The organism is Micromonospora sp. NPDC002717 (genome assembly GCF_040295705.1).
In the GTDB taxonomy this organism is placed as follows: domain Bacteria; phylum Actinomycetota; class Actinomycetes; order Mycobacteriales; family Micromonosporaceae; genus Micromonospora.
Genome location: NZ_JBEOVW010000011.1, coordinates 170,894 through 196,440, shown reverse-complemented (window position 1 = coordinate 196,440; position 25,547 = coordinate 170,894). Strand labels below are relative to the sequence as shown.

The window sequence follows — 25,547 nt, the reverse complement described above, 5'->3', positions numbered from 1 at the left end:
CGTCCGAACGTTCCTCGGGGCCACTAGCCTGGAGTCATGATCCCCCGCTCGCGCGCCACCGGCCGGGCCGTCGCCTACCAGGTCTTCTACCGGCTGCCGCTGCCGGTGCGCCGCCGCCTGGTCCGGCTGGCCGTGCCGAAGTACATCGTCGGCGCGGTCACCCTCGTCCGCGACGCCGAGGCCGAGGGCGCGGGGCGGCTGCTGCTGCTGCGCCAGCCGCCCGGCCGGGGCTGGGGGCTGCCCGCTGGCCTGTTGCAGAAGGGCGAGGCGCCGGTGGTCGGAGCCGCCCGGGAGTTGTACGAGGAGTCCGGCATCCGGCTCTCCCCCCGCCAACTGTGCCCCGCCGTCCCCAACGCGATCGTGCACGCCAAGGGCTGGGTGGACGTGGTGTTCACCGCCGAGGTGCCGGCGTCGACCACCGAGCTGAAGGTCGACGGCGCCGAGGTCTTCGAGGCCGCCTGGCACCCGCTGGACGACCTGCCCAAGCTGACCTGGCCGACCGCCCGGCTGCTCGCGTACTACGACATCGGGCCGCTGGCCGGACAGTTCCCGCCCCCGGTGCCCGACACGCGGCCGTGAACGCCGACCGGGCCAACCGAGCGGCCGCCACGGCCGACCACGGCGCGGCCACCACCGCCGACCGGGCCTACGCCGCCGCCGTCCCGGTCGACGTCTGCGCGGTGGTGCTCGCCGCCGGCGAGGGCACCCGGCTGCGGCCGCTGACCGAGCGGCTGCCGAAGGCGCTCTGCCCGGTGGGCAACGTGCCGCTGCTGGACCGGGCGCTGGACCGGCTGGCCGGGCTCGGCCTGTTCGGGCCGGCCCGGGTCGCGGTCAACGCCTGCTACCTCGGCGCGCAGGTCGTCGCGCACGTCGGGGACCGCGCCCACCTGTCGGTCGAGCCGGGCGCGCCGCTGGGCACCGCCGGCGGGGTGGCGAACCTGCGGGACTGGATCGCCGGGCGCGGGGTGCTGGTCGGCAACGCCGACGCCTACCTCGCCGACCCCGCGCGACCCCCGGGGCCGGACATCGCCGCGCTGCTGCGCGACTGGGACGGCGACTCCGTACGCCTGCTCGGCCAGCCCGCCGCCGACCCGCGGGCGCCGGGCACCTTCGACGGCCACGTGTTCACCGGCTTCTCGCTGCTGCCGTGGCGGCTGGTGCGGGAGCTGCCGATCGGGTTCGGCGACCTCGTCCGGGCGGTCTGGCGCCCGGCGGAGGCGGCCGGCGCGCTGACCGTCGTGCCCTATTCCGGCACGTTCTACGACACCGGCACCCCGGCCGACTACCTGGCGGCCAACCTGCACGCGGCCGGCGGCGGCAGCCTGGTGGCGCCCACGGCCACGGTGACCGGGCGCTGCCGGGCGGCGGTGGTCGGCGCCGACGCGGTCGTCCAGGGCGACGTGGAGCGTGCCGTCGTCTGGCCGGGCGCCACCGTCGGCCCCGGCGAGCGCCTGCGCGACGCGATCCGCGCGGGCGCCGCCCTCACCGTCCCCGCCACACCCCCCGTCCCGGGGCCCGGGAACATCTAGCATGGGCGACGACGCCGACGAACGGAGAAATGTCCCGTGATCACCGCGATCGTGCTGATCGACTGCGCCACCGACTCCATCCCCGAGGTGGCCGAGGCCCTGGCCGCCCTCCCCGGCGTCAGCGAGGTCTACTCGGTGGCCGGCCACGTCGACCTGATCGCCGTGGTCCGGGTGCGGGAATTCGACCAGATCGCCAAGGTGATCGCCGGCAGCATCTCCAAGGTGCCGGGGGTGCTGAACACCGAGTCGCACATCGCGTTCCGGGCGTACTCCCAGCACGACCTGGAGGAGGCGTTCGCGATCGGGCTCGCGAACGCCGACTGACCACGGACGCCGGCCGGGCCGGCGCGGGCGTGCGACGGCCGGTCCACCCACTGGTGGACCGGCCGTCGTGGTACGGCGACGTCAGCTCTGCGTGGGAGCCGGCGTCTCGGTGGTGGTGCCGCCCGGAGCCGGCGACTCGGTGGTGCCGCCCGGAGCCGGGGTCCCGGTGGTGCCACCCGGGCTCGGCGTGGCGGTGCCGCTGGCCTGCGGAACCGGGATGCCCAGCTGCTCGGCGAGCTGGACCAGCGCGTCGTAGTGCGCCTGCAGGGTCGGCAGGGCGGTCTGGGCCAGCTGGACCACCGTCTGGTCGGAGCCCTGCGAGATCTCCGTCTGGGTGGCCTGGATGGCCTGGACGTGGCCGGCCAGCTCGCTGGTCACCCAGATCCGGTCGAACTCCTCGCCGCTGGCGTTGTTGAGCTGGTCGAGGACGGACTGCTGGTCCGCGGTGGGCTCGGCCGGCAACTGCACCCCGAGCTGGGACGCGGTCTGCTGCACCGTCTGGTCGAGCTGCGTGTGGTCCGTCTTGAACCGGGCACCCAGGTCCTTGACCCCCTGGTTCTGGCCCTTCTGCTGGGCCAGGTCACCCGCGGTGATCTCGAACAGGTTCACCTGGTGCATGGCCTGCAGGTACTGGGTGTCCTGCTGCGACGGCTGCACCGCGGCCTGCGCCGCCGCTGCCGGCGCGATTCCCACCAGCACCAGCGCGGCCAGCAGGCCGAGGCGTTTGATACCCAACATGCTTCCTCCCCCTCGAGACGTTGGACCGCACGGATACCCGGCTGACCGGGGTTATTCCTGCGATCCCCGCCCCCGGGGGCGACGGACGACACGCCACGCGCGGACCCGTGGGAGGGGCGGAAACGGACGTGGCGCCCACCGGAGGACTCCGGTGGACGCCACGTCGGGTGTCGCGAGATCAGCGACGGCTCTCGCCGCTGCCGACCTGCTCCCGGTCGGGCCGCGGCTCGACCGGCGGGTGGCCCGGCGAGACCGGCGCCTCGGCCGGCTTCTCGATCGGGTAGAAGAAGCCCCGGATGGCCGGGCCGAGGGCCCCGAGCCGGTTCATCTTCTTCGGCACGACCCAGCCGGCGTACTCGAGCCCGCCGTGGCCGTCGTGGTCCCCCGCGCTGAGCGGCTGGTGCACCTCTTCGAACCGGCCGTCGGGCAGCCGCCGGATGATGCCGGTCTCGACGCCGTGGGCGAGCACCTCACGGTCGTGCTGCTGCAGACCGAGGCAGATCCGGTAGGTGAAGTAGTACGCCAGCGGCGGGAGCACCAGCAGGCCGATCCGGCCGGCCCAGGTCATCGCGTTCAGGCTGATCATGAACTTGTCGGCGATGACGTCGTTGGCGCCGGAGAGGGTCAGCACGATGAAGAACGCGATGGCCATGGCGCCCGCCGCGGTGCGCGCCGGCACGTCCCGGGGCCGCTGGAGCAGGTTGTGGCTGCGGGTGTCCTTGAGGCGCCGGGCCTCCAGGAACGGGTAGAGCGTGGAGAGCCCCACCAGGATGCCCGGCAGCACCACCGTCGGCCAGAACAGCGGCGGGATCACGTACCCGTCGCCGATCGGGATGTTGATCTCCCAGGCCGGCATCAGGCGGGTCGAGCCGTCGAGGAACATGACGTACCAGTCGGGCTGGCTGGCGGCCGAGACCACCCACGCCTCGTACGGGCCGAACAGCCAGATCGGGTTGATCTGGAACAGACCGCCCATCAGCGCGATCACGCCGAAGACGACCATGAAGAAGCCGCCCTGCTTGATCGCGTAGCGGGGGAACATCCGCTCGCCGACCACGTTGCCGTTGGTCCGGCCGGGACCGGGCCACTGGGTGTGCTTCTGCTTGAAGACCAGGCCCAGGTGGACGCTGATCAGCGCGACCAGCAGACCCGGGATGAGCAGCACGTGGGCGATGTAGAACCGGCTGATGATGATGGTGCCGGGGAACTCCCCGCCGAAGATCGACGAGGTGACCCAGGAGCCGATCACCGGGATGGAAAGCATGATCGCCGAGGCGATCCGCAGGCCGGTGCCGGAGAGGCCGTCGTCCGGCAGCGAGTAGCCAGTGAAGCCGGCCAGGAAGCCGACCCAGAACAGCAGCGAGCCGATGATCCAGTTCGTCTCACGCGGCTTGCGGAACGCGCCGGTGAAGAAGACCCGGAGCATGTGCACCACGATCGCGGCCATGAACAGCAGCGCCGACCAGTGGTGCATCTGCCGCATGATCAGGCCGCCGCGGACGTCGAACGAGATGTCCAGGCTGGAGGCGTACGCGGCCGACATCGGCGTGCCCCGCAGCGGGGCGTAGCTGCCGTTGTAGACCACCTCGGTCATCGCCGGCTCGAAGAAGAAGGTCAGGAAGACACCGGTCAGCAGCAGGACGATGAACGAGAAGAGCGCGATCTCGCCGAGCAGGAAGGACCAGTGGTCCGGGAAGACCTTGTTCAGCAGCCGGCGGAGCGGGGTGGCCACCTGGAAGCGGTCGTCCACTCCCCGGGCGGCGTTGCCCGGCACAGCTGCCATGTCAAACTTGCGCCGCTTCACGGCCGCTCCCAGAAGTCGGGCCCGACGGTCTCGGTGTAGTCGGACTTGGCCACGAAGTAGCCCTCGGAGTCCACCTCGATCGGCAACTGCGGCAGTCGCCGGCTGGCCGGACCGAAGATGGGCCGGGCGTTGTCGGTGATCAGGAACTGCGACTGGTGGCACGGGCAGAGCAGACGGTTGGTCTGCTGCTCGTACAGGCTCGCCGGGCAGCCGGCGTGCGTGCAGATCTTCGAGTAGGCGGCGTAGTTGCCCCACATGTAGTCGCCGTGCCCGACCCGCTCGTTGGCCCGGCGCGACTCCTGCGCGTCGCTGTCCCGCAGGTGGATCAGCAGGGTCGGCGAGTCGGCGTGCAGGTTGCTCACGCCGTGGTCGATGCCGGGGAAGACCGTGATCTGGCCGCCGGTGCTGATGTCCGCCGGGCGGACCGGACGGCCGTCCTCGCGGACCAGCCGGACCTTGCCGCCGCCCTCGGTCGGGGCGAACCCGGTGGTGAACATCTGGTTGTTCTTGTGCGGCTGGGAGATCAGGCCACCGACCAGGGGCGCGGCGACCACCGCGCCGACCGGCGCGAGACCGGCCAGCAGCGAGATGCCGAGCAGCGGCCGGCGCTTCACGCCCAGCTCGTCGGCCATGTAGAGCATGGTCTGGCCGGTGATGATCCGGTCGTCCTCGCTGACGGCGCCCTCGTGCCGGTCCTGGATCGAGACCTCCTTGGGCAGCAGCTTCTTGCCCCAGGTCAGGATGCCGAAGCCGACGCCGAGCAGGGCCACGCCGAGGGTGACGCCGAGCAGCGGGGTGTACCACGTGTCGCCGCCGCGGCCGGGAGCGTACTCCCAGGGCCACCAGATGTAGACCACCAGGAAGGCGGTCGCCGCCAGCCCGGTCAGCAGGAAGAACGACGCGACCGTGCGGGTCAGCCGGCGCTCGGCCTTGCTGCCCGGGGCGACCTGCGGCTCGTAGTGGACGATCTCGATGTCGTCCCGGCGCGCGCCCTCGCGGACGATGTCGAACTGGCTGAGCCCGGGGGTCGTCACGTCGAGCGGTTCCCGGCCCTGCTGGGCCTGGTGCTCGGTGTGCGTGGTCATGCCGTCACCTCGCTACGGGCGGTGCCGGACCCCGGCACCACAGCACTGAATCGAATGATCCGCCCGGTCACGACTTCCCCGCGATCCACAGGCTCGCGAAGACGAGCGCGACGATGCCGACCAGGAAGATCGCCAAGCCCTCGGTGGACGGCCCGTACCGACCGAGGTTGAAGCCACCCGGGTCCTGGTCGTGCTTCAGGGTCTGCTGGATGTAGGCGATGATGTCCGCCTTCTGCTCCGGGGAGATCTGGTTGTCGCCGAAGACCGGCATGTTCTGCGGGCCGCTCAGCATCGCGGCGTAGATCTGCCGGTCGCTGGCCGGGTGCAGGCTCGGGGCGTACTTGCCGGAGGACAGGGCGCCGCCGCTACCGCCGAAGGCGTGGCACTGCGCGCAGTTGATCCGGAACAGCTCGCCGCCGGCGGCGACGTTGCCGTCGGCGTGGAGGTTCTCGCCGTCGGGCAGGACCGGACCGCCACCGAGCTCCTGGATGTACTGCGCGAGCTGGCGAGTCTCCTCGTCGGTGAACAGCTCCGGCTTGCGCTCCGCCTGGGCCTCCTGGCGGGCCATCGGCATCCGGCCGGAGCTGACCTGGAACTCGACCGAGGCCGCGCCGACGCCGATCAGGCTCGGCCCACGGCCCTCGACGCCCTGGGCGTTGCGACCGTGACAGGTCACGCAGCTCACGTCGAACAGCGCCTTGCCTTCCGCGGCGGCGCCGGTGAGCGGGGCGTCCTGCGCCTGCACGCCGGGGGCGAAGACGGTGTAGGCGCCGCCGGCCAGCATCAGCGCGGCGAGCAGCCGGACCGCGGCACCCAGCCGGCGGCGGCCCCTGCTGCGCGCCGCGGGCCGCTCGCGCAGCCGCGCGAGCAGACCGCGTCGGCGGTCGTTGTCAGAAGTCATGACCTGTGTCCTTAACCGGTTGGACCTTGTCTCAGGGGACGGAGCAGCGGCGCGGTTCGTGACGCGCCAAGATCACTGAAGCCAGTAGATCATGGCGTAGAGCCCGATCCACACGACGTCGACGAAGTGCCAGTAGTAGGACACGACGATCGCCGACGTGGCCTGCGCCGGGGTGAACCGGCCCATGGTCGTGCGGATCATGAAGATGATGAAGGCGATCAGACCGCCGGTCACGTGCAGACCGTGGAACCCGGTGGTCAGGTAGAACATCGACCCGTACCCGTCCGAGTTGATCTTGATGCCCTCGTGCACCAGCTCGCGGTACTCGTTGACCTGACCGAGCACGAAGATCAGGCCCATCACGAAGGTGATCGTGAACCAGCGCCGCAGGGCGTGGACGTCACCCTTCTCGGCAGCGAAGACACCGAGCTGGCAGGTCACCGACGACAACACCAGGATCACCGTGAAGGTGGTCGCGTACGGGATGTTGAGCACCTCGGTGTGCTTCGCCCACAGCTCGGGCGCCGCCGCACGGATGGAGAAGTACATCGCGAACAGCGCCGCGAAGAACATGAGTTCACTGGAGAGCCACACGATCGTCCCGACGCTGACCATGTTGGGTCGGGTCAGGGAGTGGATCCGGCTCTTGTCAATGGCTGGGGCCGCAGTCACGCGGTCATTATTGCCCTTGACCGGGGCCGGCGATCAGCGGGGTGGCAAACCCGTGGCATCGGCAGCCCGATCGGGGTCGTCCGGTTCGCCTGACCTAGGCTGAAAAGCGTGCTGCACGTCGATCCGATCTCCACCGCAACCTCGGCCGCCGCGCCGACGGTGCTCGCGGCCACCCCGCCGCCGTTCACCGTCACCTCCGTGTTCACCGAGACCCGGCTGGAAAGTTGGCTGGCCGTCGGCCTGGTGCTGGCCGCCGGCATCTACCTCTACGGGGTGCACCGGCTCCGGCTCCGGGGCGACCGGTGGCCGGTGGCCCGGACGGTGTTCTTCCTCGGCCCCGGCCTCGGCGGGATCGCGGCGGTCACCGTCAGCGGCCTGCACGCGTACGACACGGCGCTGCTGTCGGTGCACATGGTCCAGCACATGGTGCTCTCCATGATCTCGCCGATCTTCCTCGCGCTGGGCGCGCCGGTGACGCTGGCCCTGCGCACCCTGCCGCTGCGACCACGCAAGCGGCTGCTGGCGATCGTGCACAGCCGGGTCGCGCGGATCTACAGCTACCCGCTGGTGGCGTTCACCATCTTCGTGGTCAACCCGTTCGCGCTCTACTTCACCGACCTGTACCGCTACACGCTCGAGCACGCGTGGGCGCACGAGGTCGTGCACGCGCACTTCATCATGACCGGCTGCGTGTTCTTCTGGCCGCTGCTCGGCCTCGACCCGCTGCCGGGGCGCTGGCCGTACCCGGGCCGGGCGCTGCTGATGCTGCTCTCCGTGCCGTTCCACACGGTGCTCGGGCTCACCATCATGCAGAGCAGCACGCTCTTCGGCGGCGACTGGTACCCGTCGCTCGGGCTGACCTGGTCCGACCCCTGGGAGGACCAGGTGGTCGCCGGCGGCATCCTCTGGGCCGGCGGCGAGTTCGTCAGCGTCACGATGCTGGCCGTGCTGGTCGTGCAGTGGATGCGCCACGCCGAGCGGGAGACCCGCCGGATCGACCGCGAGCTGGATCGCCAGGAGGCCCGCCAGCGCGCCGCGGAGTCCGCCGCCTGACCTGCGCGGACGGTACGCCCCGGCGCCCCCGACGGGCGGACGTCACGCACCTCACACCGACGGGTAGGATCAGCGGGCAGTAACGAGGTGGGAGCCTGTCCAGCCAATGAGTGAGCGCAGCGAGCGAATCACCAAGCGCAGTGCGACGGTGCCTCATGACGGCACCGCTCACAGTCCGATCCCCGGCCGAGGCCGTGGCGGCGCTGTGGGATCCACCGGCGCGGCCTGGACTCGGACCGTTCGGCGAAGCGGAGTGTCGGCATGAGTGATCGTCTTTGCACCGTCCTGCTCTACAGCGACGACCCGCAGGTCCGTGACCGGATGCGGCTCGCCGTCGGCACGCGTCCCGCACCCGGTCTGCGGATCGAGTTCGTCGACGCGTCCACCTACGCGGAATGCGTCCGGCTCGTCGACGATTACGAGATCGACCTGCTGCTGCTCGACGGCGAGGCGACCCCGGGCGGCGGCATCGGCATCGCCCGGCAGATCAAGGACGACCGCGACGACGCTCCCCCGACCTGCGTGGTGATCGCCCGCGCCGCCGACCGATGGCTCGCGGCCTACGCCGAGGTCGACGCCACCCTGGTGCACCCGCTCGACCCGGTGACCACCGGCACCACGGTGGCCGAGCTGCTGCGGACGCACGCCCCCGCCTGACGTCCCCCGCTCCGGCCCCATCTCGGCGCCGGACCACCCGGCGCCGGTTCCATCCCACCCGCTTCGCACGCTCGGGAGGCCCGCCATGGGCGATCGGACCTGGCCGCACCTGCTCGCCGCGCTGCTGCGCGGGGAGGAGCTCTCCACCGCCGACACCGCCTGGGCGATGGGCGAGATCATGTCCGGCGCGGCCGCCCCGGCGCAGATCGCGGGCTTCGCCGTCGCGCTGCGCGCCAAGGGCGAGACCTCAGCCGAGCTGGCCGGCCTGGTGGAGGCGATGCTCGGCCGGGCGGTCGCGGTCGAGCTGCCCGAGGCGCTGCGGGACACCGCCCTCGACGTGGTCGGCACCGGCGGTGATCTCGCGCACACGGTCAACATCTCCACCATGGCCTCCCTCGTGGTGGCCGGCGCCGGGGTCCGGGTGGTCAAGCACGGCAACCGGGCGGCGTCCTCCTCCTGCGGCACGGCGGACGTGCTGGAATTCCTCGGCGTGCCGCTGGACCTGGGGCCGGAGGGGGTGGCCCGGTGCGTCGCGGAGGCCGGCATCGGCTTCTGCTTCGCGGCCCGGTACCACCCCGGCATGCGCCACGCCGGCCCGGTACGCCGGGAGATGGGCGTGCCCACCTTCTTCAACTTCCTCGGCCCGCTGACCAACCCGGCCCGGCCGCGGGCCGCCGCGGTCGGCTGCTTCGACCTCCGGATGGCCCCGGTGATGGCGGGCGTCTTCGCCGCCCGGGGCGACTCGGCTCTGGTGATGCGCGGCGAGGACGGGCTGGACGAGTTCACCACCGCCGCGCCGACCCGCGTCTGGGCCATCCAGGCAGGCACCGTCAGGGAGGCGCTGCTGGACGCGACCGACCTCGGGGTGCCCAGGGCCACCCTGGCCGACCTGCGGGGCGGAGACGCCGCGTACAACGCCGGCGTGGTGCGCCGGCTGCTGGCCGGCGAGACCGGCCCGGTGCGCGACGCCGTCCTGGTCAACGCGGCGGCGGCGCTGGCCACCCAGGGTCCGCTCGACGGCGACCTCACCGAAGCGTTGCGTGTCGGGATGGACCGGGCCGCCGAGTCCGTCGACTCCGGGGCCGCCGCCCGCGTCCTGGACCGCTGGATCGAGGCCGCCCGCGCCGACTGACCGCCGGCGGCCACCCCGGCGGCGCCGGGTGGCGTGCGGAAGTTGTCGGACCCGCGTGGGAAACTACAACTGAGTAGTTTTCCACTTCCACCATGCGCTGTTCACCACAGCACATCCGTCGTGCGCCGTGCGGCGCGGCAGTTCCGCCGTGCGCCCCCGACGGGGATCGGAGCGAGAGGAGACGCCCGTGTCGGAGCGCGAGCTCTACTGCGCCACCTGCGAGGGCGTTCAGCCGTTCGAGGCACCGCCGTGCGTCGACGGCCACGGCGCCGACTGCCCCGAGCTGGCCTGCACGGGCTGCGGCGAGGCGCTGCTCGTCGCCACGTTCACCTTCCGGGCCCCGCGCCTGGCGCCGCGGCACCGCCAGCCGTCGCCCCACCGCCGCGCCGCCTGACCCGGCCCGCACCGCCTGAACTGTCGCCGCCCGACCCGGCCCGCGCCACTTGGGCTATCGCCGTCCGCGCCACTTGGGCCACCGCCGCGCCGCCTGACCCGGCCCGCGCCGGCCCCACCGCCCCGACCGGAAGCGCGGCGCACGACCGGCCCCGGCCCCCGGCCCTCGGAACCCCCGCGCATCGGCGATCATGACACGAAGGCCCGCCTCCCCGAGGGGAGGCGGGCCTTCGTCACGTGCAGGAGGCCGTCGTCGGCCGCCGGTCAGTGCTCGGCGGTGCGCCGGGTGCCGCTGTAGTACTCGAACAGCAGGCCGCAGGCCGCGAAGATGACCGCCACGGCACCGACGCCCATCAGCCAGAACTGCCAGAACACGAGGCCGAAGCCGGAGATCGCGGCGGCCAGCGCCAGGCCGAACGGCCAGTAGCTGCCCGGGCTGAAGAAGCCGATCTCGCCCGCGCCGTCGGCGATCTCACCGTCCGGCCGGTCCTCCGGCCGCAGGTCGATCCGGCGCGAGACGAACCAGAAGAAGCCGCCGCACATCGCGCAGAGCAGGAAGCTCAGCAGCAGTGCGACCGTGCCGACCCACTCGACGTGGCCACCGGAGTCGGCGGCGGTCCAGCCCCCGTAGAGGGCGGTGGCGAAGAGCAGGAACCCGGCGATGACCAGGAAGATGCGCCACTCGGTCTTCATGCCAGCCCCCTCAGCTTCCCGTACCGGCCGGCGCGGTGTCCGGGTTGAAGTTGGCCTCGGTGCGACGGGTCTCGAACGGCCGCGTGGTCTGCGCGTACGGCTCCTCGCCGATGGCCGTCAGGGCCTCCTGCGTGGACTTGCCGTCCCGCTTGGCCGCCAGGAACTGGTCGTACTTCTCCGGCGAGACGACCCGCAGCTCGAAGTTCATGAACGCGTGGTAGCTGCCGCACAGCTCGGCGCAGCGGCCGACGAAGGCGCCCTCGGTGTCGAGCTTGGAGACCTCGAACACGTTGCGGATCTTGCCCGGCATGACGTCCCGCTTGAACAGCAGCTCCGGCACCCAGAAGGAGTGGATGACGTCGCGGCTGGTCTCCTCGAACCGGATGGACCGGTCGGTCGGGAGCACCAGGATCGGGATGACCTCGCTGGTGCCGAGCACCGAGGCGACGGTGTTGGCGTCCTTGCCCTGGCCGTCGCGGTAGTTGAACTGCCAGTTCCACTTGAACGCGACCACCTCGACCGTGACGTCGGGGTTCTTGGTCGTCCGCACCACGTCGGTCTGCACGACCGCCGTGTAGTAGAAGAGCACGGAGACGATCAGGATCGGCGCGATGGTGTAGAGGAACTCCATCGGCATGTTGTAACGGGTCTGCACCGGCAGCTCGTTGCCCCGCTTGCGGTAGCGCACGATGCACCAGAAGATCAGGCCCCACACGAACACGCCGACCGCGAGCGCCGCGATGCACGAGGCGATCCACAGGTCGTACATCCGGTGGGACTCGGGCGAGATGCCGCCCTGCGGCCAGCCGAAGCCGCCGAACGCGGCACCGACGTCGCAGCCCGTGAGCAGGACCAGCAGCGCCGCCCCGCCGAGACCGAGCCCGGCGATCCGACCAGCACCACGCCCCCGGCGCCCACCGGCTCCTGGGGAAGCGCTGTGCCGTACGGCCGACGGCCGTACCTCCGAACTCCTTGCGACCACCTGGTCCTGCCTCCCTAGCGCGCCGCGGTGTCTGTTCTGTTCTGTTGGCCTCCGCCGGGGCGGAGCGACAGCACCGGCGGCAAAGGCGTCACCGACGGTCGCAGATTACTCGACCATGGCGGGCTCGACCGTCTTGGGGTCACTCTCCGCCCCCATCGGGGGGATCTTGGGCGTGCCGGCGCGATAGCGTTGGCTTCCGTGAGCGCTTCCCCGGTCTACCTGGACGCGGCCACCGCCGCGCCGCTGCACCCGGTCGCCCGACAGGCGCTGCTGGCCGCCCTCGACGACGGCTGGGCCGACCCCGGCAGGCTCTACACCCAGGCCCGCCGCGCCCGCCAACTGCTCGACGCCGCCCGCGAGGCCACCGCGCAGACGCTCGGCGTGCGCGCCGACGAAGTCTCCTTCACCCCCAGCGGTACGACGGCCGCGCACGCCGCCGTGCTCGGCGGCCTGGCCGGCCGGCGGCGAGTCGGCCCGGCCCTGGTGCACTCCGCGATCGAGCACTCGGCGGTGCTGCACGCCGCCGAGCAGCACGTCGCGGCCGGCGGCACGGCGACGTCGGTGCCGGTGGACCGGTGGGGCCGGCTGGACCTGGACGGCTGGGCGGCGGCGGTGCGGGCGCCGGGGGTGGCGCTGGGCGCGCTGATCGCCGCCAGCCACGAGGTCGGCACGCGCCAACCGGTCGCCGAGGCCGCGCGGGAGTGCGCCGAGGCCGGGGTGCCGCTGTTCGTGGACGCCGCCCAGGTGGTCGGCCGGGAGCCCGTGCCGGCGGGCTGGTCGGTGCTGACCGCCAGCGCGCACAAGTGGGGCGGCCCGCCCGGGGTGGGGCTGCTGGTGGTACGCAAGGGCACCCGGTGGGAGTCGCCCTGGCCGGCCGACGAGCGGGAGTCCGGGCGTACGCCGGGAACGCTCAACCTGCCGGCGGTGGTCGCGGCGGCGGCGAGCCTGCGCGCGGCGGCGGCCGACGCGGCGGCCGAGGCGGCCCGGCTGGCGCCGCTGGTGGACCGGATCCGGGCCCGGGTGGCGGCGGAGGTGCCCGACGTGGAGGTGGTGGGTGATCCCGACGACCGCCTCCCGCACCTGGTGACGTTCTCCTGCCTGTACGTCGACGGCGAGGCCCTGCTGCACGCGCTGGACCGGCGCGGGTTCGCCGTCTCCTCCGGCTCCTCCTGCACCTCCTCCACGCTGCGCCCGTCGCACGTGCTGGAGGCGATGGGGGTGCTCTCGCACGGCAACGTGCGGGTCTCGCTGCACCGGGAGACGACGGAGACGGACGTGGAGCGGTTCCTCGCCGAGTTGCCCGACGTCGTGGCGCGGCTGCGCGCCGAGGCGGGGGTGGTGGGGCTGTGACGGCGCCGGCGGAGATCCTCGACTGCCGTGGTCAGCGCTGCCCGCTGCCCGTGATCGCGGTGGCCCGGCGGCTGCCCGAGCTGCCCGTCGGCACGGTGGTGCGGGTGCTGGCCGACGACCCGGCGGCGGCGGTGGACGTCCCGGCCTGGTGTCGGATGCGCGGCCACGAGTTCCTCGGCACGGTCACCGGCCCCGACGGCCCCGCCTTCGACGTCCGCCGCCTCCACTGAGCGGTGTCAGGAAGGGCACCCGGTCAACGCGGACGGGCCCTTCCCGACACCGGGGGCGGGGGTTACGGCAACAGGTGCGGCCGGACGTCCTCGGCGGCCACGTCGCCGTACGACTCGGCCATCCGCTTGACGAACAGGTCGCGGCGGACCTCGTACTCCTGCGTGCCCACGGTCTCCAGCACCAGCGTGGCGAGCAGGGAGCCCACCTGGGCGGCCCGTTCCAGCCCGAGGCCCCAGGACAGCGCGGTGAAGAAGCCGGCCCGGAAGCCGTCGCCGACCCCGGTGGGGTCGACCGCCCGGATCTCCCGCGCGATCGGCACGTGGATCGGGTCGATGTCGCGCCCGGCGATCTCCACGCCGTGCTTGCCCAGCGTGGTGACCCGGACCTTGACCCGGTCGAGCAGCTGCGCGTCGCTCAGCCCGGCCTTGCTCTGCAGCAGCGACTTCTCGTAGTCGTTGGTCATCAGGTAGTCGGCGCCCTCGATCAGCGCGACGACGTCCTCGCCGTCCATCCGGGCGAGCTGCTGGGACGGGTCGGCGGCGAAGGGGTATCCCCGCTCCCGGCACTCGGCGGAGTGCCGCAGCATCGCCGCCGGGTCGTTCGCGCCGACCAGGACCAGGTCGAGCCCGTCGAGGCGGCGGGCCACCGGCTCCAGCTCGATGTTGCGGGCCTCGCTCATCGCGCCGGCGTAGAACGAGGCGATCTGGCACATGTCGGTGTCCGTGGTGCAGACGAACCGGGCGGTGTGCGCCACCTCGCTGACGTGCACCGAGTCGCAGTCGACCCCGTGCCGCTCCAGCCAGGAGCGGTAGTCGGCGAAGTCCGCGCCGACCGCGCCGACCAGCACCGGGCGCAGGCCGAGCTGTCCCATGCCGAAGGCGATGTTCGCCGCCACGCCGCCGCGACGCAGCACCAGGTCGTCCACCAGGAAGGAGAGCGACACCTTGTGCAGCTGGTCGGCGATGAACTGGTCGGCGAAGCGGCCGGGGAAGCTCATCAGGTGGTCGGTGGCGATCGAGCCGGTCACGGCGATCTTCATGTCAACCCTCGGGGTCGGGAGCAGGGCGCCGGTCAGCCTACCGGTCCGGCCCCCTCAGGATGACCCGTCGGTCCGGCCCCGGTCATCTTCTCGGCTTGCGCTACCGCGCCCGAACGCGGCAGCGGGGCCGCCCCGAGGGGACGGCCCCGCTGGTCGCGAGCGGAGGTGGGCTCAGCTGAACGAGTCGCCACAGGCGCAGGAGTTGCCCGCGTTGGGGTTGTCGATGGTGAAGCCCTGGGCGTCGATGCGGTCGGCGAAGTCGATGGTGGCGCCGGCCAGGTAGGGGGCGCTCATCCGGTCGACGACGACCTCGACGCCGTCGAAGTCGGTGACGACGTCACCGTCGAGCGAGCGCTCGTCGAAGAAGAGCTGGTACCGCAGGCCGGAGCAGCCACCCGGCTGCACGGCGACCCGGAGCCGCAGGTCGTCGCGGCCCTCCTGCTCGATCAGGGCCTTGACCTTCTGCGCCGCGACGTCGGTGAGGACGACGGACGTGGGGGCCTTGGCCTCGGTCGACTCGGTCTGCGCTGGCGTGGTCACGTGAAATCTCCCTGCGCGGTTGGGTCCGGACGCACTGGCCAACATCTCACGTCGCCCAGCCATTCCCGGTGTGGTCCAGATCCGATGGTACGCCGCTGCGACCGGCCTCACCCGCCGCCGTGACACGGGCCGCCGCAGCCGGCGCGCCGACGGACCCGATCGGGCGGCGGGCGAGCGGCTCCCGGCCCCGCGGCGCGCGCGGCGGGCCGCCGGTCAGGTCACGCCGCGGGCCGGTCAGCGGCTCCACTGCCGGGCCAGCCGGGCGCCGAGCGCCCGCAGCCCCTCGGCCGGGCGTTCCAGCGCGGCGGCCAGCCCGCCGCGCTCCTCGCCCCCGAAGTGCTCCACCAGGCTGTACGCGTCGGTCACCCCGGCCGCGCCCGCCTCCCGCCGGCCGGTGCTCACCTGGCCGGCCAGCACCACGCAGGGCAGGCCCCGGTCCCGGGCGGCGCCGGCCACCCCGGCCACCACCTTGCCGCGCAGCGACTGGTGGTCGAACGAGCCCTCCCCGGTGACCACCAGGTCGACGGCGTCCAGGGCGGCGTCCAGCCCGATCGCCCGGGTGACCAGGCCGATGCCCGACTCGCAGTGCCCGCCCAGCGCCAGGACGGCCGCGCCGAGGCCCCCGGCCGCGCCGCCGCCGGGCAGGGCGCCCAGCCGGTCGGGGCAGCCGGGCAGGTCCCGCTCCAGCACGGCGGCGAAGCGCTCCAGCGCGGCGTCGAGCAGCAGCACGTCCGCCCGGTCGGCGCCCTTCTGCGGGCCGAACACGTTACTCGCCCCGTGCAGGCCGAGCAGCGGATTGTCCACGTCGGTGGCGGCCACCAGCCGGGCGTCGCGCAGCCGGGGCGCCCCGTCGAGCGCAACCGCGGCGGCCAGCGCCGCGCCGCCGTACGGCAGCGCCCGGCCCCCGTCGTCCAGCGGGGTCACGCCGAGCGCGGTGAGCATCCCCGCGCCGCCGTCGTTGGTGCCGGAGCCGCCCAGGCCGATCACCACCGTGCGGGCGCCGGCCTCCACGGCGGCGGCGACCAGCACCCCCAGGCCGTACGAGGTGGTGGTCTTCGGGTCGCGCTCGCCCGCGTCGAGCAGGTGCAGGCCGCACGCCTGGGCGCTCTCCAGCCAGGCGGTCGTCCCGCCGTCGGTGAGCAGGATCTCACCGGCCACCGGGCGGCCCAGCGGGTCGACGGTCGGCACCGGGATCCGGCGCCCGCCGAGCGCGTCGCCGAGCACGTCGAGGAAGCCCGGCCCGCCGTCGGACAGCGGCCGGACGTGCAGGTCGTCGCCGGGAGCCACCTCGCGCCAGCCGGCGGCCACGGCGTCGGCGACCTCCGGGGCCGACAGGGTGCCGGCGAACTTGTCCGGGCAGAGCAGCACGCGCATGCCGAGCAGTGTGGCAGCCCACACCGGTGGAGGCTGCGCTCAGGCCACCCTGTGGGACCATGGGGTACGTGACTTCGACCTGGGTGGAACCCTCCAACACGGCAACGGCACTGCTGCTGCTCGGCCGGGGCAGCGACCCCGCCACCGAGCGTGGCGTCGAGTGTCCGGGTGACCTTCCGGCGCCCAGCGACCCGGACCTGGTGGCCCGGGCGGCGGCGGCGAAGGCGAAGCTGGGCAGCAAGGTCTTCGTGCTGGGGCACCACTACCAGCGCGACGAGGTGATCCAGTTCGCCGACGTCACCGGCGACTCGTTCAAGCTGGCCCGCGAGGCGGCGGCCCGCCCCGACGCGGAGTACATCGTCTTCTGCGGCGTGCACTTCATGGCCGAGAGCGCCGACATCCTCACCTCGGACGCGCAGAAGGTCGTCCTGCCGGACCTGGCCGCCGGCTGCTCGATGGCGGACATGGCGGTGCTGTCGCAGGTCGAGAAGGCCTGGGACGTGCTGACCGACCTGGGCATCGCGGAGCAGACCGTCCCGGTTACCTACATGAACTCCTCGGCGGACATCAAGGGCTTCGTCGGCCGCAACGGCGGCGTGGTCTGCACCTCGTCGAACGCGAAGCGGGCGCTGGACTGGGCGTACCGGCAGGGGTCGAAGGTGCTCTTCCTGCCCGACCAGCACCTGGGCCGCAACACGGCGGTGCGGGAGATGGGCTTCGCGCTGGACGACTGCGTGCTCTACGACCCGCACAAGCCGAACGGCGGGCTCACCCCGGAGCAGCTGCGCGACGCGAAGATGATCCTGTGGCGGGGGCACTGCTCGGTGCACGGCCGGTTCACCCTCGACAGCGTGAACGACGTGCGGGAGCGGGTGCCGGGGGTGAACGTGCTGGTCCACCCGGAGTGCCGGCACGAGGTGGTCAGCGCCGCCGACTTCGTCGGCTCGACGGAATACATCATCAAGGCCATCGAGGCGGCCCCGGCCGGCTCGGCGTGGGCGGTCGGCACCGAGCTGAACCTGGTCCGCCGGCTCGCGCTGGCCCACCCCGACAAGCAGATCATGTTCTTGGACAAGGCGGTCTGCTACTGCTCGACGATGAACCGGATCGACCTGCCCCACCTGGTCTGGGCGCTGGAGGAGCTGGTGGCCGGCCGGGTGGTGAACCAGATCACGGTCGACCCGGACACCGCGCACCACGCCCGGGTGGCGCTGGACCAGATGCTCGCCCTGCCCGGGGCCGACACCCCGCCGCCCGCGGCGAGCTGATCACTCTCGGTAGCACCACTGGTACGGAAATGGGCCCGATCACCGATTAGTGCCCTCAGGGGCGATCTGACCGGGTCCATTTACGTCACGGAGGGCTATGCTGCCGGGGCGACGACGCACGCGGCCGTTTCGACATGACCGCATTCCGGGTAGCGAAGACCTCGCGAGCCCACCATCAACACGGCAGCACCGACGCGCTGGAGGTTGCGTTGACCGACGACGTCCTGGTCGTACACGGAGGTACTCCGCTGGAAGGGCGGATCCGCGTGCGCGGCGCGAAGAACCTGGTCTCGAAGGCGATGGTCGCCGCACTGCTGGGCGACAGCCCGAGCCGACTGTTCGACGTGCCGAAGATCCGTGACGTCGAGGTCGTCCGGGGCCTGCTCGGCCTGCACGGCGTGAAGGTCAGCGACGGCGAGGAGGACGGCGAGCTCGTCTTCGACCCCGCGAACGTGGAGAGCGCGAGCACGGACCAGATCAACGTGCACGCGGGCTCCAGCCGGATCCCGATCCTGTTCTGCGGGCCGCTGCTGCACCGCCTCGGCCACGCCTTCATCCCGGACCTGGGCGGCTGCCACATCGGGCCGCGCCCGATCGACTTCCACCTCCAGGCGCTGCGCGAGTTCGGGGCGACGGTCGAGAAGACCCCGGAGGGCCTGCACCTGTCGGCGCCGAACGGGCTGCACGGCACCAAGTTCTCGCTGCCGTACCCGAGCGTCGGGGCGACCGAGCAGGTGCTGCTGACGGCGGTGATGGCCGAGGGCGTCACCGAGCTGCGCAACGCGGCGGTGGAGCCGGAGATCATCGACCTGATCTGCGTCCTGCAGAAGATGGGCGCGATCATCAAGGTGCACACCGACCGGGTGATCGAGATCCAGGGTGTGCCGAAGCTGCACGGCTACACGCACCGGCCGATCCCGGACCGGATCGAGGCGGCGAGCTGGGCCGCGGCGGCGCTGGCGACCCGCGGTCACGTCGAGGTCCTCGGCGCGCAGCAGGCCGACATGATGACGTTCCTGAACATCTTCCGCTCGGTCGGCGGCGAGTACGAGGTCACCGACGCCCGGCCGCCGAAGCTGGGCGACCCTGGCCAGGAGGGCGGCATCCGGTTCTGGCACCCGGGCGGCGAGCTGAAGTCGGTGGCCCTGGAGACCGACGTGCACCCGGGCTTCATGACCGACTGGCAGCAGCCCCTGGTGGTGGCGCTCACCCAGGCGCGGGGCCTGTCCATCGTCCACGAGACGGTCTACGAGCAGCGGCTGGGCTACACCGAGGCGCTCAACTCGATGGGCGCGAACATCCAGGTCTACCGGGACTGCCTGGGCGGCACCCCGTGCCGCTTCGGCCGGCGCAACTTCAAGCACTCCGCGGTGATCGCGGGGCCGAGCAAGCTGCACGCCGCCGACCTGGTCATCCCTGACCTGCGGGCCGGTTTCAGCCACCTGATCGCCGCGCTGGCGGCCGAGGGCACCTCCCGGGTCTACGGCGTCGACCTGATCAACCGGGGCTACGAGGACTTCGAGGCGAAGCTCGCCGACCTCGGCGCGCACGTCGAGCGTCCGTAACGTCGACCACTCCCGACCGCGCCCGGTGCACCGCGATGTGCACCGGGCGCCGTCGTTTGGCTACCCTTTCCGCGTGCCGTCGCTGTTTCGCCGCAAGTCCACCGACCTCGTCGACGAGGCCGTCACCCCGGTGACGCCCGACGAGGAGTCCTCGACCGCCCAGCCCCGGGGCTACACCCCGAGCAAGAAGGAGCTGGGCAAGGTCACGCCGAAGCGGCCCAGCGCCGGCCGCCGACCGGCCGCGGCCACCAAGCCGCTGACCAAGGAGGAGGCGCGGGAGCGCCGGCGCCAGCTGCGCGCGGAGTCGGCGGCGGAGTTCCGCCGCGAGGGTGGGCCCCGTGACCGCGGCCCCGAGCGGCTGCTGGCCCGCAACGTGGTCGACTCCCGGCGTACGGTCGGCACCTGGTTCTTCGGCGGCGCGCTGATCGTGCTGATCGGCTCGAACGCGGCGATGCCCCCGATCGTCCGCCTGGTCTCCAACATCCTCTGGGGCGCGCTCGCGCTAGGTGTGGTGGTCGACTCGTTCCTGATCTCCCGCAAGATCCGCAAGCTGGTCCGGGAGCGCTTCCCGAACACCGGGCAGCGGATGGGCTCGCTCTACCTCTACGCCATCATGCGGTCGATCACCTTCCGCCGGATGCGCGCGCCCGAGCCCCGGGTCAACATCGGCGACCCGGTCTGACCCGCGCACCGACGGCCCCTCCCGCACCGCGGCGAGGGGCCGTTCGTCGTCAGCGGACCGGGTAGGGCCTACGGCACGCCGAGCAGGCGGAGCAGCGCGGTGGTGCCGGCGGCGGCGAGCACCACCAGCACGAACGGCGCCCGCCGCCAGGCCAGCAGCACGCCGACCAGCACGCCCAGCGGCCGGGCCCAGCCGGCGAACCGGCCGGCCTCGGTCAGCGCGGCGGTGGCGCCCAGCGCGGCCAGCAGGGCGGCGGCGCCGACCGGCAGCAGCCGCCGGGACCACTCCGGCAGGTCGAGCCGGTCGCGCAGCAGCACCCCGGCGACCCGGAAGCCGTACGTCCCGGCGGCCAGCGCCACGATCACGGCGATCAGCACGGCCCCTCCCCCGCCCGGCCGACGCGCACGGACCCGCCCCGCGGTGTCCGCTCCCCCGCCCGCACCGGCTCCCCCACCCCGCCCGGCGGCTCGACGGCGGCCCCCGGGACCGTTCCGTCGCCCGCGACCGGCTTGTTCGGCGTCCGGCTGCCGCCCACGACCGGCGCGTTCGGCGTGGCGCTGCCGCTCACGTTCGCGGCCCGCCGACCACGGCGTACGGCGGCGACGGCCAGCACGGCCGGGCCGGCGAGCGCCAGCAGCACCGGCAGCCCGGCCGGCAGCAGCGGGGTGGCCAGCACCGCCAGCACCGCGCCGGCCAGCGCCACCCGCCGGGTGTCGCGGTCGCGCAGCGCCGGCAGCAGCAGCGCGATCAGTCCGGCCGGGAACGCCGCGTCCAGGCCGAACGCGGCGGGGTCGCCGACCACGCCGCCGGCGAGCACCCCGAGCACGGTCCCCACGTTCCAGGCCAGGAAGAGCAGGGTGCCGGCGAGCCAGAACGCCCGCCGGCGCGCGTTCCCGGCGGGGCGGGCCAGCGCGAAGGCGGTCGCCTCGTCGGTCATCAGGTGGCTGCCGAGCAGCCGGCGCCACAGCGGGCGGCCGATGCTGTCGGCCAGCGCCAGCCCGAACGGCAGGTGCCGGGCGTTGAGCAGCAGGCCGGCGAGGACCGCCGCGAGCGGACTCCCGGTGGCCACCAGCCCGACCGCCATGAACTGCGCGCCGCCGGCGTAGACCAGTACGGACATGACGACGGCCGCCCAGCCCGGCAGGCCGGCGGCCACCGCCACCGCGCCGAACGAGGCGCCGACCGCGACCATCGCCGCCCCGATGGCGGCGACGTCGCGGACTGCCGCGCCCTCGACCGTTCGCTGTACCGTACGCATGGTCCATCATGATGAACGCGCCGCATCTGTTCGTCAAACCGAACAGACGGAACATTGGAGCGAACAATGTCCGCCGACCCGACTCCCCCGCTGGCCACCATCGCCGTCGCGCTCCGCCGCGAGCGCGACCGCGTCGGCATCTCGCTCACCGAGCTCGCCCGCCGGGCCGGCATCGCCAAGTCCACCCTCTCCCAGCTGGAATCCGGGGTCGGGAACCCCAGCGTGGAGACCCTCTGGGCGCTCGGGGTGGCGCTCGGCGTGCCGTTCAGCCGGCTGGTCGAGCCGCCGGCGGCCGCCGTCCGGGTCGTGCGGGCCGGCGACGGCCCCCGGATCCGCTCCGAGCACGCCGACCTCACCGCGACGCTGCTCGCCGCCGGCACGGCCCACATCCGCCGCGACGTCTACCTGCTCGAGCTGGAGCCCGGGACGGTGCGCACCGCCGAGTCACACACCCCACGCAGCGTCGAGCACATCGTGGTGGGCGCCGGGCGGCTGCGCGTCGGGCCGGAGGGCGACCTGGTGGAGCTCGGTCCGGGCGACTACGTGACCTTCCCCGGTGACGCGCCGCACCGCTACGAGGCGCTGGCCCCCGGCACCTTCGCCGTCCTGGTGATGGAACACCCCTGACCGCCCGGCCCGCCTCGCCTCCCGCGGCAGGAGCGGGCGCGGGCTCCCCGGCATCGGGCTCCGCTCACCCGGAGGCAGTCTCCACCGCGCGGAGGGGCTCAGCCACCCCGGTAGAGCCGGGCCACCACGTCCTCGATGTCCGGCTCGACGATCGAGACGTCCCGCAGCGAGCCCCGGGCGGCCAGGGCGGCCACCACCTCGGCCACACCCGCCGACTCCAGCGCGAAGGTCAACCGGTGCCCGTCGGCCTCCACCCGGTACAGCGGCGCGCCGGGCAGCGCCGGCGGCTCGGGCAGCGGAGCTTCCAGGTCGGCGACGAGCAGCCGACGGGAGCCGTACCGCGCGTGCAACGCGGCGATCGACCCGTCGTGCACCACCCGGCCGTGGTCGACCACCACCAGGCGACGGCAGAGCCGCTCGATGTCGGCCAGGTCGTGGGTGGTGAGCACCAGCGTGGTGTCCCCGGCCCGGCCCAGCTCGCCGAGAAAGCCACGGACCGCCTGCTTGCTCACCACGTCCAGGCCGATCGTCGGCTCGTCGAGGAAGAGCACCTCGGGGCCGTGCAGCAGGGCGGCCGTCAGCTCGCCGCGCATCCGCTGCCCCAGAGACAGCTGCCGGACCGGGGTGTCCAGGAAGGCGTCCAGGTCGAGCAGGCTCCGGCAGCGGCGCAGCCGGGCGGCGTGCGCGGCGGCCGGCACCCGGTAGACGTGCCGCAGCAAGGCGAACGACTCCCGCAGCGGCAGGTCCCACCAGAGCTGCGAGCGCTGGCCGAAGACGACGCCGATGCGCAGCGCGAGCCGGGTGCGCTGGGCGACCGGGCGCAGGCCGCAGACGCGTACCTCGCCGGCGGAGGGCGTCAGCACCCCGGTGAGCATCTTGAGCGTGGTCGACTTGCCCGCACCGTTGGGCCCGATGTAGCCGAGCATCTCGCCCCGGGGCACCCGCAGGTCGACCCCGTCCACGGCGGTGACCCGACGCTTCTCCCGGCGCAGCCGGCCGGCCCGCACCCGGACCGTGAACTCCTTGCGCAGCCCGTCGGCCACGATGACGTCGTCGCTCACGACCCCGTACTCCGGTAGTGGCGGACGCCGGTGCGCCAGGCCGCCGCGGCCCCGGCGGCGGCGACCAGCGCGACAGCCGGCGCGGCCCAGCCGACCCAGGCCGGCAGGCCGAGCGGGTCGGCGCGGCCGAGCAGCGCCAGCGCCGGGTGGTAGCTGACGAAGGCGAAGCCCAGGCCGTACGCGAACACGGCGCGGAACCAGCCACCGAACACGGTGACCGGGTACGAGGTGAAGTCCCGGCCGCCGTAGGTGACCGAATTGGCCAGCTCGCCCGAGTCGACCCACCAGAAGGAGACGGTGGCGGTGGCGACGAAGACCGCCCCGAAGAAGACCACGCCGGCCAGCGGGGCGAGGACCACCAGCAGCGCCCGCGCCGGGGTCCACTCGACGCCGGCCGAGCCGACCGCGACGACCAGCACGGCGAGCCCGAAGACCGCCCGGGACACCTTGCGCAGCGGCAGGTCCATGAGCAGCAGCTGCGGCAGCGCGCCGAGCGGGCGGACCAGCACGGCGTCGAACAGCCCCGTGCGCACGTAGCGGGGCAGCCGCTCGATGTTGCCCACCAGCAGGTCGGCGGTGGCGAACGCGCAGGTCGAGAGGCCGACGATCACCAGCGTCTCGCGGAGCGTGAAGCCGCCCAGTTCCCGCGTGACGCCGAAGATCACCAGCACGGTCAGCACGTCGAAGACGGTGGACCCGACGTTGCCGAGCACGTCGACCACGAACGAGGTCCGGTACGCCGTCTGCGACCGTGCCTGCGCCCCCAGCAGCGCCCGGTACGCGGCCAGCGCCCCGCCGCCGCGGCGCCGGACGGTCGGCGCCAGGGCCCCGTCAGCCACCCTGCACCACCAGGCGGCGTTCGGCGCGGCGCTGCACGAGCCGGCAGGCGGCCAGGACCAGCACCGCCCAGGCGAGCTGGAGGCCGACCAGCCCGACCTGGGTGCCGGTCGGGTCCCGCTCGACGAGCACGTCGAGCGGGGTCTGGAGCAGGCTCGGGAAGGGCGTGCCCAGCCAGAGGACGTGCTGGAGCCCCTCCGGCAGGAAGCGCAGCGGGAAGTAGAGCCCGGCGAGCACCCCCGAGGCGAGGGTCCAGAGGATCATCGGCCCCCGGACGTCCTGCAACCAGTACGCGGTCGCGTTGACCAGGAATCGGCAGCCGAAGCAGAGCACCACGGCGGCGACGGCGGAGAGCGCGAAGAGTGGCAGGGTGGACCAGCGCCGGGGCACGTACACCTCGAAGAAGAGCGGCCCGACCAGCACCGGCGGGAGCAGCCGGACCAGGGCGGCGTGGCCGGCGCGGCCCAGGTCGGTGGCGAGGTGGCTGGTCACCGGGTGCACCGGCCGGAGCAGGTCGCTGGCGACGTCGCCGGTGCGGATCCGGTCCGCCAGGTCCGTCCACCCCCAGAGCAGGACGACGGCGAGCAGGCCCTGACCGACCCAGACGAAACTGGCGAGCTGGGTCCGGTCGTACCCGGCCACCGTGCCGGCGGCACCGGCCGCGGCGAGGAGGACGTAGCAGCGCAGGAAGCCGAAGACCGTGTTGGTGACGACGCCCGCCACGGTCGCCTGCCGATACGTGGCGTAACGTCGGAAGCCTGATCCGGTTATAGCCCTAAATGTCCGAAACCATAGGATAACGTTTGGGGCGGTGGGCAGTGCCACAGTGGCGGTGAGCGAGCCCACGCCGCTACCCTCCTTCCGCAGCCACGCCATGCCGGGACGGGCGACTCTACCGGCACGTGGGGCGCCCAGCGCGACAATTTGCAACGAGGTGACATCGCCGTGAGCGAGCGGACGCGAGCCGGCCACCGGGGCGCCGCCGTGAGCGAGCGGACGCGAGCCGGCCACCCCGGCGCGCCCGTTCACCGACGGCGCGCTACGGCCGTTCCGCTCACCCGCTGTGGCGACAGGTCGCCACGATGAGCCGCTACGCCGACCGGTGGCACGACACCGGCGAACCGTCCTGGATGGTCGAACCGACCAACGAGTGGCACCCCCAGTTCCCGGGCCAGCGCTACCCCGGCGACATCGGTATCCAGCACGCCCCGCCCGCGCCCCGGGGCCGGGCGGCCGCCGTCGGCCGCGCCGAGGTGCCCCCGCTCGCGCCGACCCGACCCGACGGGACCTACCTCGGCCGGTCCTGGGACGACGACCCCGACGGCTGGACGGGCCGGCAGGAAAGCTGGAGCGGCCCCCTTGGCGGCCCCGACGGGCGGCGGCGCGACGACGAGCCGTACCGCCGGCCACACGCGGAGCCGACCTGGCCGGACGACCGGCAGCCGCCGCACCGGCAGGAGCCGCCGCACCGCAACGCCCGGGGCGGCTTCGACGGGCCCGGCCGCTCCGGCGCGGGCCGGCCGGTCGACTCCCCCCGGCCACGCGACCACGCCGGCCACGACCGCTACGACGCCCGCCCGCCACGGCACGAGCCGGCCGGACGGGACCGCCCCGTCTCGCCCGCCGGCCACTCGGAGCCGGGCTGGCTGCCCGAGCCGGGCGAGGACCCGCGCCGGTCGCCGGCGTACCAGCGGCCGGAACCGGGCTACGACCGGGGGCCGGGGCCAGGTCACGACCGCCGGCCGGGCCCGG

Annotated in this window: 28 protein-coding genes; 13 read left to right on the top strand and 15 right to left on the bottom strand. The window is 73.3% G+C overall.

Annotation, left to right across the window (positions count from 1 at the left end; genetic code table 11):
* The first annotated feature begins 36 nt into the window (after positions 1–36).
* The 3 genes from ABT006_RS18870 (at position 37) to ABT006_RS18860 (ending at position 1,853) form a co-directional block, all read left to right on the top strand.
* Positions 37–579: an NUDIX hydrolase gene (locus ABT006_RS18870; RefSeq protein ID WP_350707953.1), complete on the top strand. Its 543-nt coding sequence runs from the start codon at positions 37–39 to the stop codon at positions 577–579.
* A gap of 101 nt (positions 580–680) precedes the next feature.
* A complete protein-coding gene (locus tag ABT006_RS18865; protein WP_350708036.1) occupies positions 681–1,529 on the top strand; it encodes a nucleotidyltransferase family protein in 849 nt (282 codons plus the stop codon).
* Positions 1,530–1,565: 36 nt separating this feature from the next.
* Complete coding sequence (locus ABT006_RS18860; RefSeq protein WP_350707952.1) at positions 1,566–1,853, top strand: Lrp/AsnC family transcriptional regulator; 288 nt, start codon at positions 1,566–1,568, stop codon at positions 1,851–1,853.
* An 81-nt stretch (positions 1,854–1,934) separates the two neighbouring features.
* Here ABT006_RS18860 and ABT006_RS18855 read toward each other — a convergent pair whose 3' ends face one another.
* The 5 genes from ABT006_RS18855 to ctaE all read right to left on the bottom strand — a co-directional run bounded on the left by ABT006_RS18855 (position 1,935) and on the right by ctaE (position 7,053).
* Positions 1,935–2,591 (bottom strand): DUF4142 domain-containing protein, encoded by a 657-nt coding sequence (locus tag ABT006_RS18855; protein WP_350707950.1) that lies wholly within the window; start codon positions 2,589–2,591, stop codon positions 1,935–1,937.
* Positions 2,592–2,769: 178 nt separating this feature from the next.
* Positions 2,770–4,395 (bottom strand): cytochrome bc1 complex cytochrome b subunit, encoded by a 1,626-nt coding sequence (qcrB, locus tag ABT006_RS18850; RefSeq protein ID WP_350707948.1) that lies wholly within the window; start codon positions 4,393–4,395, stop codon positions 2,770–2,772.
* The gene (gene qcrA, locus ABT006_RS18845) at positions 4,392–5,480 is read right to left on the bottom strand and encodes a cytochrome bc1 complex Rieske iron-sulfur subunit (RefSeq protein ID WP_350707946.1); all 1,089 of its coding nucleotides are present in this window, start codon (positions 5,478–5,480) and stop codon (positions 4,392–4,394) included. The genes qcrB and qcrA overlap by 4 nt, the downstream gene beginning before the upstream one ends.
* Before the next feature lie 67 nt (positions 5,481–5,547).
* On the bottom strand, positions 5,548–6,381 hold the full coding sequence (qcrC, locus tag ABT006_RS18840; protein ID WP_350707945.1) for a cytochrome bc1 complex diheme cytochrome c subunit: 834 nt from the start codon (positions 6,379–6,381) through the stop codon (positions 5,548–5,550).
* Positions 6,382–6,453: 72 nt separating this feature from the next.
* A complete protein-coding gene (gene ctaE, locus ABT006_RS18835) occupies positions 6,454–7,053 on the bottom strand; it encodes an aa3-type cytochrome oxidase subunit III (RefSeq protein WP_350707943.1) in 600 nt (199 codons plus the stop codon).
* Between the two features lie 108 nt (positions 7,054–7,161).
* Between ctaE and ABT006_RS18830 the strand changes: the two genes are divergently transcribed.
* The 4 genes from ABT006_RS18830 to ABT006_RS18815 all read left to right on the top strand — a co-directional run bounded on the left by ABT006_RS18830 (position 7,162) and on the right by ABT006_RS18815 (position 10,289).
* Positions 7,162–8,106 carry a cytochrome c oxidase assembly protein gene (locus ABT006_RS18830; protein ID WP_350707941.1) on the top strand — a complete coding sequence of 315 codons (945 nt, stop codon included), beginning with the start codon at positions 7,162–7,164 and terminating at the stop codon, positions 8,104–8,106.
* A 261-nt stretch (positions 8,107–8,367) separates the two neighbouring features.
* Positions 8,368–8,763, top strand: coding sequence for a response regulator (locus ABT006_RS18825; RefSeq protein ID WP_350682093.1), 396 nt, complete (start codon positions 8,368–8,370; stop codon positions 8,761–8,763).
* A gap of 85 nt (positions 8,764–8,848) precedes the next feature.
* Entirely contained in the window at positions 8,849–9,895 is a 1,047-nt protein-coding gene (gene trpD / locus ABT006_RS18820) for an anthranilate phosphoribosyltransferase (protein WP_350707939.1), read from the top strand.
* Positions 9,896–10,082: 187 nt separating this feature from the next.
* The gene (locus ABT006_RS18815) at positions 10,083–10,289 is read left to right on the top strand and encodes a hypothetical protein (RefSeq protein ID WP_350707937.1); all 207 of its coding nucleotides are present in this window, start codon (positions 10,083–10,085) and stop codon (positions 10,287–10,289) included.
* A 263-nt stretch (positions 10,290–10,552) separates the two neighbouring features.
* Here ABT006_RS18815 and ABT006_RS18810 read toward each other — a convergent pair whose 3' ends face one another.
* Together ABT006_RS18810 and ctaC are read right to left on the bottom strand one after the other, a co-directional pair.
* Positions 10,553–10,981, bottom strand: a complete 429-nt coding sequence (locus ABT006_RS18810) for a cytochrome c oxidase subunit 4 (protein ID WP_350707936.1) — start codon at positions 10,979–10,981, stop codon at positions 10,553–10,555.
* 10 nt (positions 10,982–10,991) lie between these two features.
* Entirely contained in the window at positions 10,992–11,963 is a 972-nt protein-coding gene (gene ctaC / locus ABT006_RS18805; protein WP_350707934.1) for an aa3-type cytochrome oxidase subunit II, read from the bottom strand.
* Positions 11,964–12,161: 198 nt separating this feature from the next.
* Between ctaC and ABT006_RS18800 the strand changes: the two genes are divergently transcribed.
* Together ABT006_RS18800 and ABT006_RS18795 are read left to right on the top strand one after the other, a co-directional pair.
* Complete coding sequence (locus ABT006_RS18800) at positions 12,162–13,313, top strand: cysteine desulfurase family protein (RefSeq protein WP_350707932.1); 1,152 nt, start codon at positions 12,162–12,164, stop codon at positions 13,311–13,313.
* Positions 13,310–13,543, top strand: coding sequence for a sulfurtransferase TusA family protein (locus ABT006_RS18795; protein ID WP_350707930.1), 234 nt, complete (start codon positions 13,310–13,312; stop codon positions 13,541–13,543). The genes ABT006_RS18800 and ABT006_RS18795 overlap by 4 nt, the downstream gene beginning before the upstream one ends.
* Positions 13,544–13,605: 62 nt before the next feature.
* Here ABT006_RS18795 and ABT006_RS18790 read toward each other — a convergent pair whose 3' ends face one another.
* From ABT006_RS18790 to ABT006_RS18780, 3 genes are all read right to left on the bottom strand, one after another.
* A complete protein-coding gene (locus ABT006_RS18790) occupies positions 13,606–14,583 on the bottom strand; it encodes a carbohydrate kinase family protein (protein WP_350707929.1) in 978 nt (325 codons plus the stop codon).
* A gap of 171 nt (positions 14,584–14,754) precedes the next feature.
* A complete protein-coding gene (gene erpA / locus ABT006_RS18785) occupies positions 14,755–15,123 on the bottom strand; it encodes an iron-sulfur cluster insertion protein ErpA (protein WP_091104634.1) in 369 nt (122 codons plus the stop codon).
* Between the two features lie 234 nt (positions 15,124–15,357).
* On the bottom strand, positions 15,358–16,497 hold the full coding sequence (locus ABT006_RS18780) for a glycerate kinase family protein (protein WP_350708034.1): 1,140 nt from the start codon (positions 16,495–16,497) through the stop codon (positions 15,358–15,360).
* A gap of 68 nt (positions 16,498–16,565) precedes the next feature.
* On the opposite strand from ABT006_RS18780, the gene nadA reads away from it, so the two are divergent.
* The 3 genes from nadA (at position 16,566) to ABT006_RS18765 (ending at position 20,012) form a co-directional block, all read left to right on the top strand.
* A complete protein-coding gene (gene nadA / locus ABT006_RS18775; protein ID WP_350707927.1) occupies positions 16,566–17,765 on the top strand; it encodes a quinolinate synthase NadA in 1,200 nt (399 codons plus the stop codon).
* A 209-nt stretch (positions 17,766–17,974) separates the two neighbouring features.
* Complete coding sequence (murA, locus tag ABT006_RS18770) at positions 17,975–19,330, top strand: UDP-N-acetylglucosamine 1-carboxyvinyltransferase (RefSeq protein WP_350707925.1); 1,356 nt, start codon at positions 17,975–17,977, stop codon at positions 19,328–19,330.
* A 73-nt stretch (positions 19,331–19,403) separates the two neighbouring features.
* Positions 19,404–20,012, top strand: a complete 609-nt coding sequence (locus ABT006_RS18765; protein ID WP_350707923.1) for a DUF3043 domain-containing protein — start codon at positions 19,404–19,406, stop codon at positions 20,010–20,012.
* A gap of 68 nt (positions 20,013–20,080) precedes the next feature.
* Here the strand turns inward: ABT006_RS18765 and ABT006_RS18760 are convergent, their stop codons facing one another.
* Both ABT006_RS18760 and ABT006_RS18755 read right to left on the bottom strand, forming a co-directional pair.
* Positions 20,081–20,389, bottom strand: a complete 309-nt coding sequence (locus ABT006_RS18760) for an AzlD domain-containing protein (protein ID WP_350707921.1) — start codon at positions 20,387–20,389, stop codon at positions 20,081–20,083.
* Positions 20,383–21,270: an AzlC family ABC transporter permease gene (locus ABT006_RS18755; RefSeq protein WP_350707920.1), complete on the bottom strand. Its 888-nt coding sequence runs from the start codon at positions 21,268–21,270 to the stop codon at positions 20,383–20,385. The genes ABT006_RS18760 and ABT006_RS18755 overlap by 7 nt, the downstream gene beginning before the upstream one ends.
* A 66-nt stretch (positions 21,271–21,336) precedes the next feature.
* Here ABT006_RS18755 and ABT006_RS18750 point away from each other — a divergent pair, with 66 nt between their 5' ends.
* Complete coding sequence (locus tag ABT006_RS18750; RefSeq protein WP_350707918.1) at positions 21,337–21,897, top strand: helix-turn-helix domain-containing protein; 561 nt, start codon at positions 21,337–21,339, stop codon at positions 21,895–21,897.
* Between the two features lie 98 nt (positions 21,898–21,995).
* Here the strand turns inward: ABT006_RS18750 and ABT006_RS18745 are convergent, their stop codons facing one another.
* From ABT006_RS18745 to ABT006_RS18735, 3 genes are read right to left on the bottom strand one after another with little or no spacing between them, the layout of a single operon-like run.
* Positions 21,996–22,958: an ABC transporter ATP-binding protein gene (locus ABT006_RS18745; protein WP_350707916.1), complete on the bottom strand. Its 963-nt coding sequence runs from the start codon at positions 22,956–22,958 to the stop codon at positions 21,996–21,998.
* On the bottom strand, positions 22,955–23,797 hold the full coding sequence (locus ABT006_RS18740) for an ABC transporter permease (RefSeq protein ID WP_350707914.1): 843 nt from the start codon (positions 23,795–23,797) through the stop codon (positions 22,955–22,957). Before ABT006_RS18740 ends, ABT006_RS18745 begins: the two co-directional genes overlap by 4 nt.
* On the bottom strand, positions 23,790–24,641 hold the full coding sequence (locus ABT006_RS18735; protein WP_350707912.1) for an ABC transporter permease: 852 nt from the start codon (positions 24,639–24,641) through the stop codon (positions 23,790–23,792). Before ABT006_RS18735 ends, ABT006_RS18740 begins: the two co-directional genes overlap by 8 nt.
* Positions 24,642–25,547: the final 906 nt, after the last annotated feature.

Excerpts from the sequence above, each read along its gene's own strand:
- ABT006_RS18750 (WP_350707918.1), top strand. The coding sequence starts at position 21,337 with ATGTCCGCCGACCCGACTCCCCCGCTGGCCACCATCGCCGTCGCGCTC.
- ABT006_RS18755 (WP_350707920.1), bottom strand. The coding sequence starts at position 21,270 with ATGCGTACGGTACAGCGAACGGTCGAGGGCGCGGCAGTCCGCGACGTC.
- qcrC (WP_350707945.1), bottom strand. The coding sequence starts at position 6,381 with ATGACTTCTGACAACGACCGCCGACGCGGTCTGCTCGCGCGGCTGCGC.
- trpD (WP_350707939.1), top strand. The coding sequence starts at position 8,849 with ATGGGCGATCGGACCTGGCCGCACCTGCTCGCCGCGCTGCTGCGCGGG.
- ABT006_RS18780 (WP_350708034.1), bottom strand. The coding sequence starts at position 16,497 with ATGCGCGTGCTGCTCTGCCCGGACAAGTTCGCCGGCACCCTGTCGGCC.
- ABT006_RS18855 (WP_350707950.1), bottom strand. The coding sequence starts at position 2,591 with ATGTTGGGTATCAAACGCCTCGGCCTGCTGGCCGCGCTGGTGCTGGTG.
- ABT006_RS18870 (WP_350707953.1), top strand. The coding sequence starts at position 37 with ATGATCCCCCGCTCGCGCGCCACCGGCCGGGCCGTCGCCTACCAGGTC.
- qcrA (WP_350707946.1), bottom strand. The coding sequence starts at position 5,480 with ATGACCACGCACACCGAGCACCAGGCCCAGCAGGGCCGGGAACCGCTC.
- ABT006_RS18790 (WP_350707929.1), bottom strand. The coding sequence starts at position 14,583 with ATGAAGATCGCCGTGACCGGCTCGATCGCCACCGACCACCTGATGAGC.
- ABT006_RS18810 (WP_350707936.1), bottom strand. The coding sequence starts at position 10,981 with ATGAAGACCGAGTGGCGCATCTTCCTGGTCATCGCCGGGTTCCTGCTC.
- ABT006_RS18825 (WP_350682093.1), top strand. The coding sequence starts at position 8,368 with ATGAGTGATCGTCTTTGCACCGTCCTGCTCTACAGCGACGACCCGCAG.